16 protein-coding genes are annotated in these 20838 nt (G+C 45.4%); 14 read left to right on the top strand and 2 right to left on the bottom strand.

What is annotated here, in order from left to right; all coding sequences use genetic code 11:
- Window positions 1-167 precede the first annotated feature (167 nt).
- The 11 genes from AC4PGZ_RS10780 to lysA all read left to right on the top strand — a co-directional run bounded on the left by AC4PGZ_RS10780 (window position 168) and on the right by lysA (window position 14038).
- Window positions 168-1508, top strand: a complete 1341-nt coding sequence (locus AC4PGZ_RS10780) for an ABC transporter substrate-binding protein (RefSeq protein ID WP_492158629.1) — start codon at window positions 168-170, stop codon at window positions 1506-1508.
- Window positions 1509-1633: 125 nt separating this feature from the next.
- Window positions 1634-2476: a carbohydrate ABC transporter permease gene (locus AC4PGZ_RS10775; protein ID WP_492158628.1), complete on the top strand. Its 843-nt coding sequence runs from the start codon at window positions 1634-1636 to the stop codon at window positions 2474-2476.
- Window positions 2476-3312, top strand: coding sequence for a carbohydrate ABC transporter permease (locus AC4PGZ_RS10770; RefSeq protein WP_492158627.1), 837 nt, complete (start codon window positions 2476-2478; stop codon window positions 3310-3312). Before AC4PGZ_RS10775 ends, AC4PGZ_RS10770 begins: the two co-directional genes overlap by 1 nt.
- A gap of 30 nt (window positions 3313-3342) precedes the next feature.
- Complete coding sequence (locus AC4PGZ_RS10765) at window positions 3343-4368, top strand: LacI family DNA-binding transcriptional regulator (RefSeq protein WP_492158626.1); 1026 nt, start codon at window positions 3343-3345, stop codon at window positions 4366-4368.
- Between the two features lie 2 nt (window positions 4369-4370).
- The gene (malQ, locus tag AC4PGZ_RS10760; protein WP_492158625.1) at window positions 4371-5894 is read left to right on the top strand and encodes a 4-alpha-glucanotransferase; all 1524 of its coding nucleotides are present in this window, start codon (window positions 4371-4373) and stop codon (window positions 5892-5894) included.
- Window positions 5895-5903: 9 nt separating this feature from the next.
- On the top strand, window positions 5904-7019 hold the full coding sequence (locus AC4PGZ_RS10755; RefSeq protein ID WP_492158624.1) for an ABC transporter ATP-binding protein: 1116 nt from the start codon (window positions 5904-5906) through the stop codon (window positions 7017-7019).
- 3 nt (window positions 7020-7022) lie between these two features.
- Entirely contained in the window at window positions 7023-9404 is a 2382-nt protein-coding gene (locus AC4PGZ_RS10750) for a glycogen/starch/alpha-glucan phosphorylase (RefSeq protein ID WP_492158623.1), read from the top strand.
- Between the two features lie 181 nt (window positions 9405-9585).
- The gene (locus AC4PGZ_RS10745; RefSeq protein WP_492158622.1) at window positions 9586-10554 is read left to right on the top strand and encodes a hypothetical protein; all 969 of its coding nucleotides are present in this window, start codon (window positions 9586-9588) and stop codon (window positions 10552-10554) included.
- A gap of 204 nt (window positions 10555-10758) precedes the next feature.
- Window positions 10759-11880, top strand: coding sequence for an IS200/IS605 family element RNA-guided endonuclease TnpB (tnpB, locus tag AC4PGZ_RS10740; protein ID WP_492158621.1), 1122 nt, complete (start codon window positions 10759-10761; stop codon window positions 11878-11880).
- A 63-nt stretch (window positions 11881-11943) separates the two neighbouring features.
- Window positions 11944-12717 (top strand): S66 peptidase family protein, encoded by a 774-nt coding sequence (locus AC4PGZ_RS10735; protein ID WP_492158620.1) that lies wholly within the window; start codon window positions 11944-11946, stop codon window positions 12715-12717.
- A gap of 25 nt (window positions 12718-12742) precedes the next feature.
- Window positions 12743-14038 carry a diaminopimelate decarboxylase gene (lysA, locus tag AC4PGZ_RS10730; protein ID WP_492158619.1) on the top strand — a complete coding sequence of 432 codons (1296 nt, stop codon included), beginning with the start codon at window positions 12743-12745 and terminating at the stop codon, window positions 14036-14038.
- 112 nt (window positions 14039-14150) lie between these two features.
- On the opposite strand, the gene AC4PGZ_RS10725 is transcribed toward lysA, so the two are convergent.
- The gene (locus AC4PGZ_RS10725) at window positions 14151-15002 is read right to left on the bottom strand and encodes a pyridoxamine kinase (protein ID WP_492158618.1); all 852 of its coding nucleotides are present in this window, start codon (window positions 15000-15002) and stop codon (window positions 14151-14153) included.
- Between the two features lie 257 nt (window positions 15003-15259).
- Window positions 15260-16390 (bottom strand): IS200/IS605 family element RNA-guided endonuclease TnpB, encoded by a 1131-nt coding sequence (gene tnpB / locus AC4PGZ_RS10720; RefSeq protein WP_492158617.1) that lies wholly within the window; start codon window positions 16388-16390, stop codon window positions 15260-15262.
- 206 nt (window positions 16391-16596) lie between these two features.
- Here tnpB (AC4PGZ_RS10720) and glgB point away from each other — a divergent pair, with 206 nt between their 5' ends.
- Genes glgB through glgD form a run of 3 tightly spaced genes read left to right on the top strand, consistent with a single transcriptional unit; the run spans window position 16597 to window position 20827 of the window.
- Window positions 16597-18465, top strand: a complete 1869-nt coding sequence (gene glgB / locus AC4PGZ_RS10715) for a 1,4-alpha-glucan branching protein GlgB (protein WP_492158616.1) — start codon at window positions 16597-16599, stop codon at window positions 18463-18465.
- Between the two features lie 18 nt (window positions 18466-18483).
- On the top strand, window positions 18484-19707 hold the full coding sequence (locus tag AC4PGZ_RS10710; RefSeq protein WP_492158615.1) for a glucose-1-phosphate adenylyltransferase: 1224 nt from the start codon (window positions 18484-18486) through the stop codon (window positions 19705-19707).
- A 1-nt stretch (window position 19708) separates the two neighbouring features.
- Window positions 19709-20827, top strand: coding sequence for a glucose-1-phosphate adenylyltransferase subunit GlgD (gene glgD / locus AC4PGZ_RS10705; protein WP_492158614.1), 1119 nt, complete (start codon window positions 19709-19711; stop codon window positions 20825-20827).
- Window positions 20828-20838 lie beyond the last annotated feature (11 nt).

Below are 20838 nucleotides of genomic sequence, written 5' to 3'. Positions count from 1 at the left end.
AACAGGCGGCCGTTATCATGATTTACTCATCAAGTACTAATATTTCGTATTTTGCAAAAATTAGGGTTGACTTTTGCGGGAAAACGATAGTATAATAGGTTTATACATAACAGGAAACGTTTCCAGTAACGGTTCCTGCATTTGAATAATTCACGGGAGGGTTAAAAATGAAAAGATTATTGGCACTTTTAGTTACAGCAGTGATGACCATGTCACTTGCAGCATGTGGTGGAACGACAGATTCAGGGGACGCCGCAGCAGCAGGATCAGGAGAAATCTATTACTTAAACTTCAAGCCGGAGATAGCTGAAGTATATGATGAGATAGCGGCAGCATACGAGGCAGAGACAGGGGTAAAGCTCAACGTAGTAACAGCGGCATCAGGAACATATGAGCAGACTCTTAAATCAGAGATTGCAAAAGAAGACGCACCTACGCTTTTCCAGATAAACGGACCAAAGGGATACGCAAGCTGGAAGGATTACACAGCTGACCTCAGCGATACAGAGCTTTACAGCCATCTTACTGACAAGAGCCTTGCAGTTACAGACGGCGAAGGCGTATATGGAATTCCATATGTAGTTGAGGGATATGGACTTATCTACAACAACGCTATAATGGAAAAATACTTTGCTACAGCAGATCCAAAAGCTGCATCCATGGATGAAATCAACAACTTTGAAACTTTCAAGGCAGTTATAGAAGACATGACCGCTAAAAAAGATGAGCTTGGAATCAAGGGTGCATTTGCAAGTACTTCACTCAAGCCGGGTGAAGACTGGAGATGGCAGACACACCTTGCAAACATTCCTGTATACTATGAGTTCAAGAACAACAACATAGACCTTGCAAGCGATGCAACAAAAGAGATTCAGTTCCAGTATGCAGACAATTACAAGAACATATTTGATCTTTACATCAACAACTCAACGACAGACTCCAAGCTTCTTGGAACAAAGCAGGTTGCAGATTCGATGGCAGAATTCGCTCTTGGACAGTGTGCATTCGTTCAGAACGGAAACTGGGCATGGTCACAGATCAATGAAGTTGACGGAAACGTTGTTGCAGAGGATGACATCAGATTCATGCCTATATACACAGGCGTTGAAGGAGAAGAGACACAGGGACTTTGTACAGGAACTGAGAACTTCTTTGCTATAAACTCACAGGCTTCAGAAGAAGATCAGAAGCTTGCTGCAGACTTCATCTACTGGTTATATTCAAGCGAGACTGGAAAGAAATTCGTTATAGAGAAGCTTAACTTCATAGCTCCGTTTGATACATTCACAGAAGAAGAGAGACCTGCAGATCCTCTTGCAAAAGAAGTAATCAGATGGATGGAAAAAGAAGGAACTACATCCGTAGCATGGAACTTCACAGTATTCCCAAGCCAGACATTCAAGGATAACTTTGGAGCAGCTCTTCTTCAGTATGCTCAGGGAACAATGCCTTGGGAAAATGTAGTGACTACAGTAGTTGACGGCTGGAAAGCTGAAAGCGCTGCATAGGCAGAACATACAATTTAACTCATGATTAATCAAAAGCCCCTGCCTGGAAAAACGGGCAGGGGCTGTATTAAACAAAAAACCGTACTAACGCATTAACATTTACCGAAGTAAACCGGAGGAAACATATGGAAAAGGCACTAAAAAAATATTTTGCAGTATTTGCGCTTCCTACCCTCATAGCCTTTGCGATCTCATTCCTTATACCATTTCTGATGGGAATATACCTGTCATTTACAGAATTCACCACAGTAACCAACACTACATGGGTAGGATTGAAAAACTACAAGGCGCTTCTCGGAAGTCCGGACTTTATGAACGCTCTCTGGTTCACCGTGAAATTCACGGTAGTATCGGTGCTTTCTATAAATCTCATAGCATTCACGCTGGCGCTGCTTCTGACAAGAGGGATAAAGGCAACGAATCTTTTCAGGACGGTATTCTTCATGCCCAACCTCATAGGAGGTATCGTGCTTGGATATATCTGGCAGATAATAATAAACGGAGTGCTCATAAAATTCGGAGTGGACATCACCTTCAGCGCCAAATACGGATTCTGGGGACTGGTAGTGCTCATGAACTGGCAGATGGCAGGATACATGATGATAATATATATAGCAGGGCTTCAGAATATTCCGGGAGACCTGAAGGAAGCTGCTGAGATAGATGGAGCATCGCCATTCCAGACGCTCAGGCACATAACGATACCGATGGTCATGCCGTCAGTAACTATATGTACATTCCTTACGCTTACCAACTCATTCAAGCTCTTTGACCAGAACTTCGCCCTTACAGGAGGAGCACCCGCAAAACAGACTGCGATGCTCGCACTCGACATATACAACACCTTCTACGGAAGAATAGGATCCGAAGGAATAGGACAGGCCAAAGCCGTAATATTCTTCATAATGGTAGCGGTCATAGCCTTCGTGCAGCTCTACATCACGAGGAGAAAGGAAGTGGAAAGCTAATGGAAAGTAGAAGCAAAGCGGCAAACAGGGCCATATTCATTTCGATGATAATACTTTCAGTAGTATTTCTGGCACCAATATTCATAGTACTCATGAACTCATTCAAAGGACAGTTCTTCATATCGGATGCTCCATTCGTGCTTCCTACGGCGCAGACCTATGTTGGAGGGAAGAACTATGTAAACGGGATAGAAAAGACAGGCTTCATATCGGCTTTTGGATACTCGCTTTTCATAACTGTCTTCTCTGTTATGGCCATAACCCTCTGTACATCCATGACAGCATGGTTCATAGTAAGGGTAAAGAACAGATTAACATCAGGGCTCTATTACCTGTTTACATTCAGCATGATAGTGCCGTTTCAGATGGTCATGTTCACGATGTCAAAGACCGCAAACGTGCTCGGGCTTGACAATCCAGTAGGAATCATAATAATATATCTGGGATTCGGAGCAGGGCTTTCGGTATTCATGTTCTCCGGGTTTGTAAAGAGCATACCGATAGAAATCGAAGAAGCGGCGATGATAGACGGCTGCAATCCTATACAGACATTCTTCCTGATCGTGTTCCCGATACTCAAGCCTACAGCAATAACTGTATCGATCCTCAACACCATGTGGATATGGAACGATTATCTGCTCCCTTATCTTGTCATAGGAAACAAGTACAGGACTATACCGATAGCGGTACAGTACCTTCAGGGAGGCTATGGCTCAAAGGACATGGGAGCGCTCATGGCGATGCTGGTGCTGGCTATAATACCTATAGTGGTGTTCTATCTTTCAGCGCAGAAATACATCATCAAGGGTGTCGTATCAGGAGCAGTGAAGGGATAACATATTAGAATTTACAGGGAGAAATCACAGATGCCAATGGTAACGATAAGAGATATAGCAAAAGAAGCAGGCGTAGCGGTGAGCACCGTATCAAGGGTGCTGAACAACCATCCTGACGTCAGCGAGTCCACAAAACAGAAGGTAAATGAAGTAGTCATAAAGAGGAATTTCGTGCCGAACAGCAACGCAAAGCATCTGAAGCAGCAGAACACCAGGGTCATAGGGATATTCGTCAAGGGTACATTCAACTTCCTGTTCTATTCGATACTTGAAAAGATACAGCATAATATTGAAGGAAAGAAATACATTGCGGTCGTAAACTACCTGGATGAGGATACTGACGAAGTAGATCAGGCAAGGATATTCTGCAATGAGAAAAAGCCTCTTGGAGTAATGTTTCTTGGCGGAAACCTCGACAATTTCAGAAATGGCTTTGAAAGGATAAAGCTCCCCGCAGTGCTCGTGACAAATACCGCAGAGTCGCTCGGATTTGACAATCTCTCAAGCGTGACTACGGATGACAAGGCGGCCTCAGAGAGCGTCGTGGAATATCTCGTATCCATGGGGCACGAGAAAATCGGAGTCATAGGAGGCTCATGTGAGTCCTCAAACATAAGCAATACGAGGATGAAGGGCGTTCTGGCAGTGACTGAGGCGCATGGCCTTGGATTTGATCCGGAGCTTCAGTTTGAGCAGGCAAGATATTCGTTTGAAAGCGCATACAGAGCGGCGCACAGGCTTCTTGAAAAAAACCCCGGAATAACCGCAGTCTTTGCGATGAGTGACGTGATGGCTATAGGGGCCATGAGAGCCATGGCAGACAGAGGGCTCAGGATACCGCATGACATATCCATAGCCGGATATGACGGAATAGAGCTCGTGAACTATTACAATCCAAAGCTGACGACCATAAGGCAGCTCCAGGACGAGCTGGCAAAAAACGGAGTAGACATACTCCTCAAACAGATAGAAAGAAACGCAGCCCCGCTTCACAAGGTTCTTTCATATGAGCTGGTAGAAGGAGAGAGCGTAAAACCCTCAGGCAAGGTGGTATGATTATGATAGATAAAACAGAAACAGGCACTATAGATAAAAAACAGCAGCCGTTAAAGCGAGGTGCAGGCACGCTCCTTCCCGTGGCGAGCCTTCCCTCGAAATACGGCATAGGTACATTTGGAAAAGCCGCATTTGATTTCATAGATTTCCTCAGGGATTCAAAGCAGAAATACTGGCAGGTACTCCCTGTAGGCCCTACAGGCTACGGAGACAGCCCGTACCAGAGCTTTTCCGCCTTTGCAGGAAATCCGTACTTCATAGACCTGGAGATCCTCATAGAAGAAGGACTCATAGAAAGAGAAGATGCAGATTCAGTGAACTGGGGCGATTCCCCGGCTTGCATAGATTACGAAAAGATTTACAAAGAGAGATTCGCTGTCCTTCGAAAGGCGTTTTCAAACAGCAGCCACATGAAGGATCAGAAGTATACGGATTTCTGTGAAAAAAACAGCTTCTGGCTGGGGGACTACAGCCTCTACATGGCTGTAAAGGAGCACTTTGGAGGAATAGAGTGGCTCAGGTGGCCTGATGATATAAGGCTCAGAAAACCGGAGGCGGTAGAAGCATATGCGGACAGACTTAAGCAGGATGTCCAGTTCTGGAGCTTCACGCAGTACAAATTCACAGAGCAGCTTCAGGCACTCAGGAGATATGCGCACGAAAACTCCGTAGAGATTATAGGGGACATACCTATATACGTAGCTATGGACAGCGCGGACACCTGGGTAAATACTCAGCAGTTCCAGATGGATGAGGATCACAGGCCTTTACTGGTTGCAGGAGTGCCGCCGGATATGTTCTCAAAGACAGGCCAGCTGTGGGGCAACCCGCTCTACGACTGGGACTACATGAAAAAAGACAACTTCAGTTGGTGGAGAGAGAGGATGAGATATTCCGCTACGCTGTACGATATAATAAGGATAGATCACTTTATAGGCATAGTAAACTATTACGCCATAGACGCTGAAGCAGATACGGCTATGGAAGGAAAGTGGAAAAAAGGCCCGGGAGCAGAGCTTCTGAATGCGATAAACGAAGAGATTGGAGATACCCTCATCATAGCAGAGGACCTGGGAGTTGTTACGAAGGAAGTTACAAGAGTCCTTGAGATGTCAGGATATCCAGGCATGAAGCTCATGCAGTTCGGCTTTGACGCAAATCCGAGGAACAGCAACCTCCCAAGACATTTCAGCAGCAACTGCGTAGTGTACGGAGGCACTCACGACAATGAGACCCTCAGGGGATATTTTGAAAATGCAGGCAGCCAGATAAGGGCAAATGCACGAAAAGCCCTCAGGATAAAGCGAAACAGGCAGCTTGTATGGGCAATAATAGAAGCGGCATTCAGGTCAAAGGCAGATACGGTAATATTCCAGATTCAGGACTATCTTGAGCTTGACAACAGCGCAAGGATGAATACCCCTTCCACAATAGGAGGCAACTGGTGCTGGAGGCTGCTGCAGGGTCAGGCGACGCCGCAGCTTGCGCACAGGATAGCAGAGCTTTCAGAAAAACACAGGAGATAGGAGATAAATATGGCAAATATAAGTCTTAAGAACATATACAAGGTATATCCGGGCAATGTGACCGCCGTGAGCGACTTCAACCTTGAGATAGATGACAGGGAATTCATAGTCCTGGTAGGGCCTTCCGGATGCGGAAAATCTACCACTCTAAGGATGATAGCCGGACTCGAGACCATAAGCAGCGGAGAGCTTCGAATAGGAGACAGGCTCGTGAACGACGTAGCCCCAAAGGACCGCGATATCGCAATGGTTTTCCAGAGCTATGCCCTCTATCCGCACATGTCAGTGTACAAGAACATGGCATTCTCCCTTAAGCTCAAGAAAATGGAAAAAGACGAGATCGACAAAAGGGTAAGAGAAGCTGCAAAGATACTTGACATAGAGCATCTGCTCGACAGAAAGCCAAAAGCGCTTTCGGGAGGTCAGAGGCAGAGAGTCGCGCTTGGGAGAGCCATGGTAAGAAACCCAAAGGTATTCCTTCTTGACGAGCCACTTTCCAACCTCGATGCAAAGCTCCGTACAGCGATGAGGAGCGAGATAAGCAAGCTTCACCAGAGGCTGGGCACAACCTTTGTATACGTTACGCACGACCAGACCGAGGCCATGACCATGGGAGACAGAATTGTGGTAATGAAGGACGGATTCGTGCATCAGGTAGACACTCCGCAAAACCTCTATGACCATCCCGTGAACCAGTTCGTGGCAGGCTTCATAGGATCTCCTCAGATGAACTTCATGAAGGCTGAAATAACGAGAGGAAGCAGGGGATACGTCGCAAAGCTTGGAAAATATGACATAGACATAAACTGGGACGACAGAAAAGCGCAGAATCTTGGCGCATATGTAGGAAAGCAGGTTATCCTGGGTATAAGACCAGAAGAGCTTCATGATGACCAGAGCATCGAAGATTCTCAGAATCTCAGCCATGTGGACGCCTTTGTAGAGCTCTCAGAGCCGATGGGATCGGAGATATATCTTTACGTGACCATAAACGGGGAAAAGAACATAGCCAAGATACCGCCAAGGAGCAGCGCAAGACCTGGAGACACAATAAAGCTGGGAATAAACACGAATCAGATTCATCTCTTTGATATGGAAACAGAAAAATCAATAGCAGTGAGGTAGAAAATGGATATAGAAAAAATAGTGAAATCAGCGCAGAAAAAAGCCCGGACGAGCCATGGAAAGGACCTTTCAGAGGCAAATACATGGCAGCTGCACGACGCGCTCTCATCGTCGGTAATGGAAGCCATAGGGCCGTCATGGATGAAACACTCAGGAGAAAAGGACAGAGGCCGCAAAGCCGCATATCTTTCAGCGGAGTTTCTTGTGGGAAGGGCAGTTCAGAACAACCTGCTCAACCTTGGCATATCCGAAAAGCTTCAGAAGGAGCTTTCGAAAAAGGGCACAGACCTCAATATCCTCGAGGACGTCGAAGATGCCGCACTTGGAAACGGAGGGCTCGGGAGGCTCGCGGCCTGCTTCATGGAAAGCGGCGCCACCATGGGACTTCCGCTAGACGGATATGGGATAAGATACAGATACGGCCTGTTCAGGCAGAAGCTTGAGGATGGCTTCCAGAAAGAGGAGGCGGATGATTGGGCAAAGCACGGAGATCCGTGGTCAGTGCGAAGGGATGAGGACACGGTAAGGGTCGATTTTGCAGACTACAGCGTGCTTGCAGTGCCTTATGACATGCCGATAATAGGATATGGGGGAAAGAACATATCAACTCTGAGGCTTTGGCAGTCAGAGCCTCTGACAGAATTCGACTTTGCAAAATTCAATGACCAGCAGTACGACCTCGCAGTCCAGGCCAAAAACCGCGCCGAGGATATATCAAGGGTGCTATACCCAAATGACGATGCCCTCGAAGGAAAGAAACTTAGATTCCGCCAGCAGTACTTCTTCAGCAGCGCAGCCCTTGCTGACATGGTGAGGATATTCAAAAGAGAGCATGGATCAGACCTTTCGAAATTTGCAGATTACAATGCAGTCCAGCTAAATGACACGCATCCGGTCATAGCCATACCTGAGCTAATCAGGATACTGACAGATGAGGAAGGCATGGGATTTGCGCAGGCGCTTGAGATAAGCAAAAAGACCTTCGCATATACAAATCACACCATAATGCCCGAAGCCCTCGAAAAATGGGATGCAAGGCTCATCAAGTCGCTCGTTCCAAGAGTGTATGAGATAATAGAGATGATACATGCAGCCTTCGAGCAGGAAAAGCTGGAGCTCATAAGGCAGGACAGGATATCCAAGGCCCTTGCTCACCGGACGAAGATAATAAGAAACAGGACAGTCCACATGGCGCATCTCGCCATATATGGAGGCAGCTATGTAAACGGCGTGGCAGCAATCCACACAGAAATAATAAAGCATGATACCCTCAGGGACTGGTACCAGCTCTACCCTGAAAAATTCCAGAACAAGACCAACGGAATAACCCAGAGAAGATGGCTGGCGCTATGCAACAGAGAGCTTTCAGACATGATAAGCCACAAGCTCACAAACAGGGACTGGATAACAGACCTGACTCAGCTCAAGGCACTCGAGGTATTCTCAGATGATGAGAAGGTGATAGAGCAGTTCAGCCAGATAAAGGACCTCAAGAAGCAGCATCTCGCTGAGTATATAATGCACAGGGAAAACATAGAGATAGATCCGGCCAGCATATTCGACATCCAGATAAAGAGGCTCCATGAGTACAAGAGGCAGCTGCTCAATATCCTGACCATACTCTATATCTACAGGGAGATAAAATCAGGCAATCTGAAAGACTTCCACAAGACCACCTTCATATTCGGCGGGAAATCAGCGCCGGGATACAGGCGGGCGAAGAGCATAATAAAGCTCATAAACGAAGTCGCAGCGCTCATAGACAGCGATGAAGAGGTAAGAGATATAATTAAAGTCGTGTTCATCTCAAACTACAATGTATCCTATGCCGAGAAGCTTGTTGCAGCAGCAGACGTGTCAGAGCAGATATCAACGGCAGGCACCGAGGCCAGCGGCACAGGCAACATGAAATTCATGCTCAACGGCGCCGTGACCCTTGGTACCCTCGATGGAGCAAACGTAGAGATCGTGCAGGAAGCAGGCCTTGAAAACAACTTCATATTCGGGGCTACCGTAGAAGAGATAAAGAAAATATCAAAGACCTACGATCCGAATGAGATCTACGCCTCAAATCCAAAGATAAAGGCAGTCCTCGACATGCTCATCGACGGAAGCCTCAGCGATGGCGGCACAGGCGGCTTTAAGGAGCTCCATGACTCAATCCTCAAGGGCGCGTCATGGCACAGGCCTGACCAGTACTTCATACTGCATGACTTCATGGCAGCGGTAGAGGGCAAGATAAGGGTAAACGAAGCATACAGGGATATAAAGAGCTTCAGGAAGAAGTGCTATATAAATATGTGCAACGCAGGCAAATTCAGTTCAGACAGGACGATAATGGACTATGCGCAGAACATATGGAAGATAGAAAAAATAAGAATGTAACAAAAAACAATCAGGCGATATCTGCATTTTTAATGCGGGTATCGCTTTTTTTGGGTAAAACAGCTTCAGAATCAAAATAAATATAGTTATGTAACATGTTTGTTGACTTGTAACATTGTAAATGTTACAATGAAAATAAAATGTTACAAATGATATAAATTATTAAAAAGGAGCATTGTTTATGGGTAATTCGATTGATATTCTTGGACTGGATTTTGTATTTCACATAATGAAAACTGAAGATAAAGATAAGCTGCCAATTTATCTAAGGGAATTGTATGATATTTGCTGGGTTGAGATACTGGGCAGAAATTATATATATGCAAGGCTCCTGGAGCCAGTTACAAAAGCAGATGCAATGAAAAAGCACAGAAATGCAATGTTTAAGATATTTTCAACCGAATGTATATTTGAGATTCCAAAAATTACAGTATACAAGAGAAAAAAATTGATAGAATCAAAATTAGCATTTGTAGTACCAGACAAACAGGTTTTTCTTGCTTATCTGGGAATAAATCTCACTGATAAAGTCAATAAAGAAATAGAGAAATATGATATAGAAATATTTTCGACTTCTTCTCAGATTTTGTTTCTTAACTTGATTTACAATGAGACTTTCCAAGAGATTAACCCTACTGATGCTGGGAAAATACTGGGATTTACAAGGATGACAATGACAAGAGCATTTAATGAAATGGAATCTCTGGGATTAGTATCATCAAAAAAAATAGGAAATAAAAAGATATATTATCATTCATCGAATTACAGCCAGATGATAAAGAAAGCTTTTGAACATTTGAAAAATCCAGTGTCAGAAAGACTTTGTACAGATGATTTGGAAATACTTAAAAATGCTCCAATATCAGGATTACAGGCATTATCTGAGATATCTATGATTAATCCACCTTCATATGAGATCAGAGCTCTGAAAAAAGACGATAATAGACTTAAAGCAGTTAAGCTATGTGATAAAGAACATATTTCAGAGCCGGGGTTTTATGAACTCGAGCTTTGGGATTATGATCCATCACTTTTCAAAAAGGATGGAGTTATAGATATTGTTTCACTAATTGCATGCATGAAAGAGATAAATGATGATCGCATACAAATAGAAATTGAAAAGTTGATTGGAGGAGCACACAATGGTTAAAGGCATAGAGACTTTTGAAAACCTTTTATAAATTCTGAGAGAACACCCCTGCCTCTAAACCACCTTACTCGGTTAACCGAGAGTGAAGGCGGCGGGATGAATCTCATGTGTTTTTTTAAAGAAAATATAAGCCCTCTTAATGCCTGAAAGCCATTGATTTAATAATGCTTTTGCGGTATACTGCAGTCATAGGAGGTGAGTATATTGTTGGTTCATAAGGCGTACAAATTCAGGATATATCCTGACAGTAATCAAACGCAATTAATAGTTAAAACCATCGGTTGCAGTCGTTTTGTTTTCAACCATTTTCTTGCTGAGCGTAAAAACCTGTATGAATCTGAAAAGAAAACTTTAAACTACAACAACTGTTCGACTATGCTCACTGACCTCAAAAAGGAACTCATCTGGCTTAAGGAAGTAGACAGTACTGCGCTTCAGTCATCTCTGAGGTTTCTTGATGATTCCTTCAGGAGATTCTTCAGCAGGCAGAACGACTACCCAAGGTTCAAATCAAGAAAGAATCCTGTGCAGTCATACACTTCCAAATTCACCAACAATAATATTGCAATAGAAGGCAGTTTCTTGAAGCTCCCAAAACTCGGCCTTGTCCGCTTCGCAAAATCAAGAGAAGTGGATGGCCGCATAATCAGTGCTACTGTCTCAAGGAAACCTTCGGGTAAATTCTTTGTATCTGTTCTTGCAGAAACTGAGGTGTCTGAGCTTCCAAAAACTGGAAGCTCCTGCGGCATAGACGTAGGTCTCAAGGACTTTGCGGTCATCTCAGGTGAGAAAACACACGCCAACCCAAGATTCTTCAGAAGTCTTGAAGCAAAGCTCGCCAAAGAACAACGAATCCTCTCAAGAAGAGTGAAGTTCACAAACAACTGGTACAAACAGAAGCTCAAGGTTGCTAAAGTCCATGAGAAAATAACAAACACAAGAACCGATTACCTGCATAAACTGTCTATCGATATAGTCAAAAACCACGACATCATCGGTATGGAGGATTTGCAGGTATCAAATATGCTTAAAAACAAAAGACTGTCAAAAGCAATATCTGAGGCCTCCTGGTCGCAGTTCAAGGAACTGCTTGAGTACAAGGCTCTCTGGTACGGAAAGAAAGTAATAACCGTATCCAAAACCTTTGCATCAAGCCAGCTTTGCTCTGCTTGTAGTTACCAGAATAAAGCCGTTAAGAATCTGTCCGTAAGGACATGGACTTGTCCATCCTGCAATGCTGTGCATGACAGGGATATTAACGCAAGCATAAACTTACGAAACGAAGCCATAAGGCTTCTAACCGCAGGTACTGCGGGGCTAGCCTGATAAGAAACCGCCACAAGGGCGGTGTTTCCAGGAATCCCCTGCCTCTAAGTTTTAACTCAGGCAGTGGGAGCGTTCAAGGCAGGAGACGGAGAAGTCAGAGCCAAGTGGATAAATGCCATGTTCGCAGACCCTGAGGTAGACGCCATATTCTGCGTAAGAGGAGGCTACGCGGGAAACCGTGCCATGGAATATCTTGACCTCGACGTCATAAGAGCAAACCCGAAGATATTCGTAGGCTACAGCGACGTAACGAGCATGCACATAGCAATAAACAAAGGCTGCGACCTTGTAACATTCCACGGACCTATGGTTTCTTCAAACATAGTGGACAAATTCGACGATCTTACAAGAAAAAGCTTTTTCAAGGCCCTGAGCGCAGAATCACCCTTTGAGTTCAAAAACCCCGATGAGCATGAGATAAAGGTACTCAGAGAAGGAAAGGCTTCAGGCGAGCTGACAGGTGGAAATCTTGCGATTCTCACGGCATCCATAGGGACTTCATATGAGGTAGACACAAAGGGAAAGATACTCTTCATAGAAGAGGTGGGAGAGACCATAAGCAGGATTGACCGCATGCTTTATCAGCTCAGGAATTCAGGCAAGCTGAGAGACTGCGCGGGAATAATTCTCGGACAGTTCACGGACTGCCCTAACGAAGAGGTTCCTCAGTATACAGAAATACAATGCCTCAATGACATACTCAGAGACATCGACGTGCCGGTAATGTACAACATCCAGTCAGGGCACGACCATCCTATGATGACACTTCCACTTGGAGCGGTCTGTACAATGGATACCTTCAGCAGGACAATAGTCTTTGAAGCCCCAGAAAGATAAATTGTATTAGATTGGAGAATAATCAATGATAAGACAGATAAAAAACGGAGAGCTGTATTTCGACGGATGCAGCACTCTGGAGCTGGCAGAAAAATACGGTACGCCTCTGTATGTACTTTCCGAGACAGATATAGTGAGCAGGTTCTCAGAGCTGAGGGAGTGCTTTACGGATAAATACCCGGACACGAGAGTCGCATATGCTGCCAAGGCGTTCAGCACCATGGCGATGTACAGGCTCTGCCAGAGAGAAGGGGCATGCATAGACGTAGTTTCGGCAGGAGAGCTCTACACAGCTATAAAGGCGGGATTTCCTCCCGAGATGATAGAGTTCAACGGAAACAACAAGCTTCCGTATGAAATCGAGATGGCGCTCGACTACGGCATAGGCAGATTCATAGTAGACGGCCTGGGAGAGACAGACCTTATCGAAGCTATATGCAGAGAAAAGGGAAAGAAGGCGAGCATACTGTTTCGTATAACGCCGGGAGTCAAGTCAGATTCGCATGACTATATGGTCACCGGAAAAAAAGACTCCAAATTCGGGATACCCCTCGATGAAGACGTACTCTATCCTCAGATAGAAAAAGCCATAGCATCTGAATATATAGACTTTCTCGGATTTCATTTTCACGTTGGCTCACAGCTGCATGACAATGCATCACACCTGAAGGCGGTGGAGATAACCCTCGGGCACGCAGGCGAGGTAAAGAAAAGGTTCGATTATGACGTAAAGGAGCTCAACATAGGAGGAGGATTCGGGGTACATTACACCGATGAAGAAAGAAAGCCTTTCTCATACTTCCTTGACCCTGCAATGGACATGATCGAGAAATACTTCAGCAGCCTGGGAATAAAGAGGCCTGAGATAGTCATAGAGCCAGGCAGGAGCATAGTGGCAGAGGCAGGCATAAGCCTCTATACAGTAGGAAGCATAAAGGATATTAAGGGAATAAGAAAATATGTTTCCGTAGACGGAGGCATGACAGACAACATAAGACCGGCGCTCTATCAGGCAGTTTATGACGGCATTATAGCAAACAAGGCAGATGAGCAAAAGACAGAGAAGGTTACGATCTGCGGCAAATGCTGCGAGTCGGGAGACATACTCATAAGAGACATAAATATAGCAGAGCCTCAGACAGGAGACATATTCGCTGTGTTTTCCACAGGAGCCTACGGCTATTCTATGGCATCCAACTACAACAAGAATCCTATCCCTGCGGTAGTCCTTGTAAAGGAAGGCAGAAGCGAGCTGATAGTAAAGAGGCAGAGCTTTGATGACATCATAAAGAACGAGCTGATCCCGGAATCGCTTAGATAATTACCCCCAGAGAACAACATATTACCCATAAAAAAAGCAAAACCCTCAATAAATCGAAGGGTTTTGCTTTTTTAAAATACAGTATTTTCTCAGACTGCCATCCTGACTGCCGCTATATCAGCCCAAGCCTCTTTATAAGATAAGGTATCGCCATCTCAAAGCACACGCCGTATCTCTTTTCCTGGTTCATGCTCTCTGTCAGCTTTATGCATTCATAGGTGTAGTCCACCGCTATCTGCGCAGATTCGGCAAGCGAGAAGCCGTGCATCACACCTGCAAGCAGGCTGCTTGCAAATACATCCCCGGTCCCGTGGAATATCTCGGGATTCTTTCCGTTGAAGGCATAGTCTATGCTTCCCGTAGACCTGTCATAACATACCGCACCAAGTCTTTCATCATCATAGGAGACCCCGGTGAGCACGACCTTTTCAGGACCAAGGTCCGACAGCCTCACGAGCAGGTCCTCTATATATTTTCGGTCATAGTTCTTTCCGACATATTCCTCATCCAGCAGAAACGCCGCCTCAGTAAGGTTGGGCACGATTATGTCAGCCTTAGCGCAGAGCTTCTTCATTCCTCTTGCCATTTCCCTTGAATATACCGAGTACATCTCGCCGTGGTCAGCCATTACAGGGTCTACCATTATCAGGGTCTGTGAATCCCTGAAGGATTCAAAAAGATTGCTGACTATCTCTATCTGGTCGTATGAACCCAGAAAGCCGCTGTAGAAAGCGTCAAACCTGAGTCCGAGGGATTTCCAGTGGCTCGCTATGGGCGCTATGTCCGAGGTGAGGTCACGGTAAGTGAAATCCTCAAACCCTCCGGTATGAGTCGAAAGCACTGCAGTGGGAAGTATACCTGTATCAAAACCCGCAGCTGAGAGCACAGGAAGGGCCACCGTGAGTGAGCATCTTCCGACACATGATATGTCATGCACCGCTGCGATTCTTTTTTGCATTTTCATATAAAACCTCCAAGTCTTAATATGATAATTATAACAGGAATCTGTTATCTGTAAAAGTGACAGTTTTCAAAAAATTAAAATATACAGATTACAGAAATATACGGCTATCTGTTAGATGCTTCAAATATATTTAACATAGTTGCGGTAGCAAAAATATCTTCTTTGTAATATAATACTAATTGAACACTCCCGCCGCCTGCACTAAAATTTAGAGGCGGGGGATTCCTGGAAACACCGCCCTTGTGGGCAGTTTCTTATCAGGCTAGCCCCGCAGTACCTGCGGTTAGAAGCCTTATGGCTTCGTTTCGTAAGTTTATGCTTGCGTTAATATCCCTGTCATGCACAGCATTGCAGGATGGACAGGTCCATGTCCTTACGGACAGATTCTTAACGGCTTTATTCTGGTAATTACAGGCAGAGCAAAGCTGGCTTGATGCAAAGGTACTGGATACGGTTATTACTTTCTTTCCGTACCAGGCAGCCTTGTACTCAAGAAGTCCCTTGAACTGCGACCAGGATACCTCAGATATTGCTTTTGACAGTCTTTTATTTTTAAGCATATTTGATACCTGCAAATCCTCAATACCGATGATATCGTGGTTTTTGACTATATCGGTAGACAGTTTATGCAGGTAATCAGCTCTTGTGTTTACTATTTTCTCATGGACTCTTGCCACCTTGAGTTTCTGTTTGTACCAGTTGCTTGAATACTTCACTCTTCTTGAGAGGATTCGCTGTTCTTTGGCGAGCTTAGCTTCAAGGCTTCTGAAGAATCTGGGGTTAGTGTGTCCACTGCCGTCAGATAAAACAGCAAAGTCCTTGAGTCCTACATCTACGCCACAGGCGATTTCGGTTTTTGGAAGCTCAGACACTTCAGTTTCCGCAAGAAGAGACACAAAGAATTTACCCGAAGGTTTCCTTGAGACAGTAGCACTTATTATACGGCCGTCCACTTCTCTTGATTTTGAGAAGCGTACGAGTCCGAGCTTTGGAAGTTTTATGAAACTGTCTTCTACGGCAATATTATTGTTGGTGAACTTGGAAGTGTAGGACTGGACCGGATTCTTTCTTGACTTGAACCTTGGGTAGTCATTCTGCCTGCTGAAGAATCTCTTGAAGGAATCATCAAGAAACCTCAAGGACGACTGAAGTGCAGTACTATCGACCTCTTTAAGCCAGGTGAGTTCTTTTTTAAGTTGAGTGAGCATAGCTGAACAGTCGTTGTAGCTCAGAGTCTTCTTTTCGGACTCATATAAAATGCTGCGCTCAGCAAGGAAGTGATTGAACACAAAGCGGCTGCAACCGATGGTTTTAACTATTAATTGCACTTGATTACTGTTAGGATATATCCTGAATTTGTACGCCTTATGAACCAACAATATACTCACCTCCTATAGTTGTAGTATACCGCAAAAACATCATTAAATCAATGGCTTGCAGGCATTAAGAGGGTTTATATTTTCTTTAAAAAAACACATGAGATTCATCCCGCCGCCTTCACTCTCGGTTTACCGAGTAATGTGGTTTAGAGGCGGGGGTATTCTCTCACAAATTTTAATAAAAGATTGAAAATTCAAAAAAACGGGAGGATAAAATGGAAAACAGACTTGAACTTCCCATATACCTTTTTCATCAGGGAACAGCAGAAAGAGCCTATGAGCTTCTCGGAGCTCATCCGTGCACAAAAGGCGGCAAGGACGGATATATATTCAGGACATGGGCTCCGAATGCTGTGAATGCCTATGTCACAGGAGAATTCTGCAGCTGGAGGGCAAAAGCCATGCCCATGAAGAAGATAAGCGCACAGGGAATCTGGGAACTCTTTATAGAAGGCGTAAAGGAATTCGACATGTACAGGTACATACTCGAGGACAGCGCAGGAGAGCTTCATGAAAAGAGCGATCCTTACGGCTTTCACTCAGAGACCCCTCCTGCGAGCTCATCCCGGACCTGTGATATTTCCGGATACAGCTGGAATGACCAGAACTGGATGGAGTACAGGAAAAACCTCAACCCATACAAGAGCCCAATGAACATCTACGAAGTCCACGCAGGCTCATGGCGGAGATATGATGACGGCAACTACTTTGATTATGCAAAGCTTGCGCAGGAGCTCATACCCTATGTAAAGACTATGGGCTATACCCACGTCGAGTTCATGCCCCTTGCAGAGCATCCGTTTGACGGCTCGTGGGGATACCAGGTTACAGGCTACTATGCTCCAACGTCGAGGTTCGGAACCCCGAAGGACTTCATGAAGCTCGTGGACATCTTCCACCAGAACGGCATAGGCGTCATACTTGACTGGGTGCCGGGGCATTTTCCCAAGGACTCGTTCGGTCTCATAAACTTTGACGGAGCTCCCTGCTATGAGTACAGCGACCCTCTCAAGAATGAGCAGAAGGAATGGGGTACGATGGTGTTTGACTGGGGCAGAAACGAAGTCAGGAGCTTTCTTATCTCGAATGCCATTTACTGGTTTGATAAATTCCACATAGATGGCCTTCGGGTGGATGCGGTGGCATCCATGCTCTATCTTGACTATGGAAGAGAAAATGGAGAGTGGAGGCCGAACATACACGGAGGAAGAGAAAACCTCGAGGCCGTAGAATTCTTCAGAGACCTGAATGAATCAGTGCTCACCAATTATCCGGGAGCGCTCATGATAGCAGAGGAATCCACATCCTGGCCTATGGTAACGAAGCCGCCTCATACAGGAGGGCTGGGCTTCAACTTCAAATGGAACATGGGGTGGATGAATGACACCCTCGAATACATGAAATATGATCCGATGTACAGAAAATACAGGCACAGCGCCCTTACATTCTCGATGACATATATATACACCGAAAACTTCCTGCTGCCGCTCTCGCATGACGAGGTAGTCCACATGAAGGGCTCCATGATAAACAAGATGCCGGGCAGCTACAGCAACAAATTCGCCAATCTCAGGAGCTGCTATGGGTATATGATGGCTCACCCGGGCAAGAAGCTGCTCTTCATGGGAGGGGAATTCGCACAGTTCTCAGAGTGGGACTATTCCAGAGAGCTCGACTGGAATGTGCTTGAATATGGCGCTCACGCCAGCATGCAGAAATATGTGGCAGACCTCAACCACTTCTACCTCAGAAGCCCAGAGTTCTGGGAGGAAGAGGAGGACTGGGACGGCTTCAGGTGGATAAGCTGCAATGACAGCGACCAGAACATAATAATATTCTCAAGGCTTAACTCGAATAAAGATGAAATAATCGTTATATGCAATTTTGCACCCGTAAAAAGGACAAATTATAGCATAAAGGTTCCCAAAATGGGAATATATAAAGAAATATTCACAAGCGACGATGTCACATATGGAGGAGAAGGAAACCACATACAGAGCGCGCAGGCAGAAGAAGACGAAAACGGGATATTCATAAGAGTCGATATCCCGCCTCTTTCAACCGTATTTTTAAAAATATCATAATATAAAGGGGGACTACAATTGCTACAGACAAGAAAAAAACAGATGATAGCGATGATACTCGCAGGAGGCCAGGGAAGCAGGCTGGGAATACTTACCCAGAAAATAGCCAAGCCCGCAGTTCCGTTTGGAGGAAAGTACAGGATAATAGACTTCACGCTCTCAAACTGCACCAACTCGGGCATAGATACAGTAGGCGTGCTGACTCAGTACATGCCTCTCGAGCTCAACGCCTATATAGGAAACGGCCAGCCCTGGGACCTTGACCGTCAGAACGGCGGAATCAGCATACTGCAGCCTTATGTAAAGGGAAAGAAGGGCGAGTGGTATACCGGGACAGCCAACTCCATATACCAGAACATGCACTTCATCGAAGCCTCAAATCCTGACTACGTACTTATACTTTCGGGAGATCACGTGTACAAGATGAACTACGACCTCATGCTCGAGCACCACAAGGCAAAGGGGGCAGACTGCACCATATCCGTGATAGAAGTCCCCATAGAGGAAGCCAGCCGCTTCGGGGTAATGAACTGCGATGAAAGCGAGCGCATATATGAATTTGAAGAAAAACCGGAGCATCCAAAGAGCAACCTCGCTTCCATGGGAGTGTATATATTCACCTGGAGCAAGCTCAGGGATTATCTTATAAAAGATGAAGAAGACCCTGAGTCAGACAACGACTTTGGAAAGAACATAATCCCGGCCATGATAAAAGGCGGGGAGAACATGTTTGCATACAAATTCGCAGGGTACTGGAAGGACGTAGGAACCATAGAATCGCTGTGGGAAGCCAACATGGACCTTCTCGATCCGGACATGCCTATAAGCCTCTATGATCCGCCGTGGAAGATATATTCCAAAAATCCCGTAAAGCCTCCTCAGTATATAGGAAAAGACGCCGACATCAAGAACTCGCTCATAACAGAGGGCTGCGTCATAGAAGGCACTGTCACTAAGAGCATAATATTCCAGTCCGTAAAGATAGGAAAGGGAGCATTCGTGAGCAACTCCATAATAATGCCTGGAGCAGAGATAAAAGAAGGCGCAGTTGTGGAATACACTATAGTAGGCGAAGAGTCCATAATCGAAAAAGACGTGACCACAGGAGAATGCGGCGGAATAGACTATTCAGGGAGCAGGCCTCCGATAACCGTCATAGGACAGGAAATAAGGATAGGCGAAGGCGCAGTGATATGCTCGGGCGCCATGATAGACAAAGACATAGAAAGGGAGGAGGCATAACATGAACGCACTTGGAATCATCTTCACATACTCAGAATTTGCAAACCTCAGAGAGATAAGCGACGAGAGGACCATGGCCTCGGTATCCTTTGCAGGAAGATACCGCCTGATAGACTTTGCGATGTCAAATTTCGTAAACTCAGGGATATTCAACATAGCCCTCATAACCAAGGACAGCTACAACTCCCTCATAGACCACGTAGGGATAGGTACGGAGTGGGACCTTGACAGAAAGCGTGGAGGCCTCAGCATACTCACGCCATACGGTGGTGCGAGCACAGGCGGCATATACAGAGGAAAATTAGACGCTCTCTCCAGCCACATGAAGAGCATCAAGAGCTCCATGGCAGAGTACGTGATACTTGCATCGAGCAGCCTCATATACAGCATAGACTACAGAGAGATGATAGAGCACCACAAGGCCACCGGCGCAGACATAACCATGGCATACACCAGAAATGCTCAGAGCTGCGAAAACATACCTCTTGGAGCGCCGCTGTGCACCTTCGACCATGAAAACCGCATGACCGACATATACCTCAACAAGGACGAAAGCTGCGCAAACCCTGTAAACCTTGGCATGGGTGTCTTCGTTATGAGAAAATCCCTGCTCGAGGCTCTCGTTGCAGACGCCATGTCCTACGGGAGATACGATATATATACAGGCCTCATAGGAAAGCAGCTGAACGCGCTTCGAATAATGGGATATGAATATACAGGAAACCTCATGCTGCTTGCCTCAGTGACGAATTACATGCATGCCAATATGAGCCTTTTAGATCCGCAGATAAGAGAGCAGGTATTCAAGAATACTATATACACCAAGATAAAGGACAGCGTTCCCGTAGAATACGGCCCTCAGGCAAGCGTGAAAAATTCTATAATAGCAGACGGCTGCATAATAGAAGGCACCGTGGAGAACTGCATAATATCAAGGGGCGTCAGGATCGGGAGAGGTTCAGTCATAAAGGACAGCATCATAATGGAATATACCACCATACTAGAAAATTCAGAGCTTGACTACGTGATAATAGACAAGGATGTAATAGTAAGAAACTCAAGCCAGATATCAGGCCATATAACATTCCCTGTGGTAATCAAAAAAGGCAGCATAATTTAAGAGGGAGAAAA

Source organism: Proteocatella sp. QWL-06, assembly GCF_058684135.1.
The sequence above is the reverse complement of the archived record's forward strand: the minus strand, read 5'-3'. Positions and strand labels throughout refer to the sequence as shown.

Coding starts and splice junctions, on each gene's coding strand:
- AC4PGZ_RS10770 (WP_492158627.1), top strand. CDS start 2,476: ATGGAAAGTAGAAGCAAAGCGGCAAACAGGGCCATATTCATTTCGATG.
- glgD (WP_492158614.1), top strand. CDS start 19,709: ATGAACGCACTTGGAATCATCTTCACATACTCAGAATTTGCAAACCTC.
- malQ (WP_492158625.1), top strand. CDS start 4,371: ATGATAGATAAAACAGAAACAGGCACTATAGATAAAAAACAGCAGCCG.
- AC4PGZ_RS10755 (WP_492158624.1), top strand. CDS start 5,904: ATGGCAAATATAAGTCTTAAGAACATATACAAGGTATATCCGGGCAAT.
- AC4PGZ_RS10775 (WP_492158628.1), top strand. CDS start 1,634: ATGGAAAAGGCACTAAAAAAATATTTTGCAGTATTTGCGCTTCCTACC.
- AC4PGZ_RS10750 (WP_492158623.1), top strand. CDS start 7,023: ATGGATATAGAAAAAATAGTGAAATCAGCGCAGAAAAAAGCCCGGACG.
- AC4PGZ_RS10765 (WP_492158626.1), top strand. CDS start 3,343: ATGCCAATGGTAACGATAAGAGATATAGCAAAAGAAGCAGGCGTAGCG.
- lysA (WP_492158619.1), top strand. CDS start 12,743: ATGATAAGACAGATAAAAAACGGAGAGCTGTATTTCGACGGATGCAGC.
- glgB (WP_492158616.1), top strand. CDS start 16,597: ATGGAAAACAGACTTGAACTTCCCATATACCTTTTTCATCAGGGAACA.
- AC4PGZ_RS10780 (WP_492158629.1), top strand. CDS start 168: ATGAAAAGATTATTGGCACTTTTAGTTACAGCAGTGATGACCATGTCA.
- AC4PGZ_RS10745 (WP_492158622.1), top strand. CDS start 9,586: ATGGGTAATTCGATTGATATTCTTGGACTGGATTTTGTATTTCACATA.
- AC4PGZ_RS10725 (WP_492158618.1), bottom strand. CDS start 15,002: ATGAAAATGCAAAAAAGAATCGCAGCGGTGCATGACATATCATGTGTC.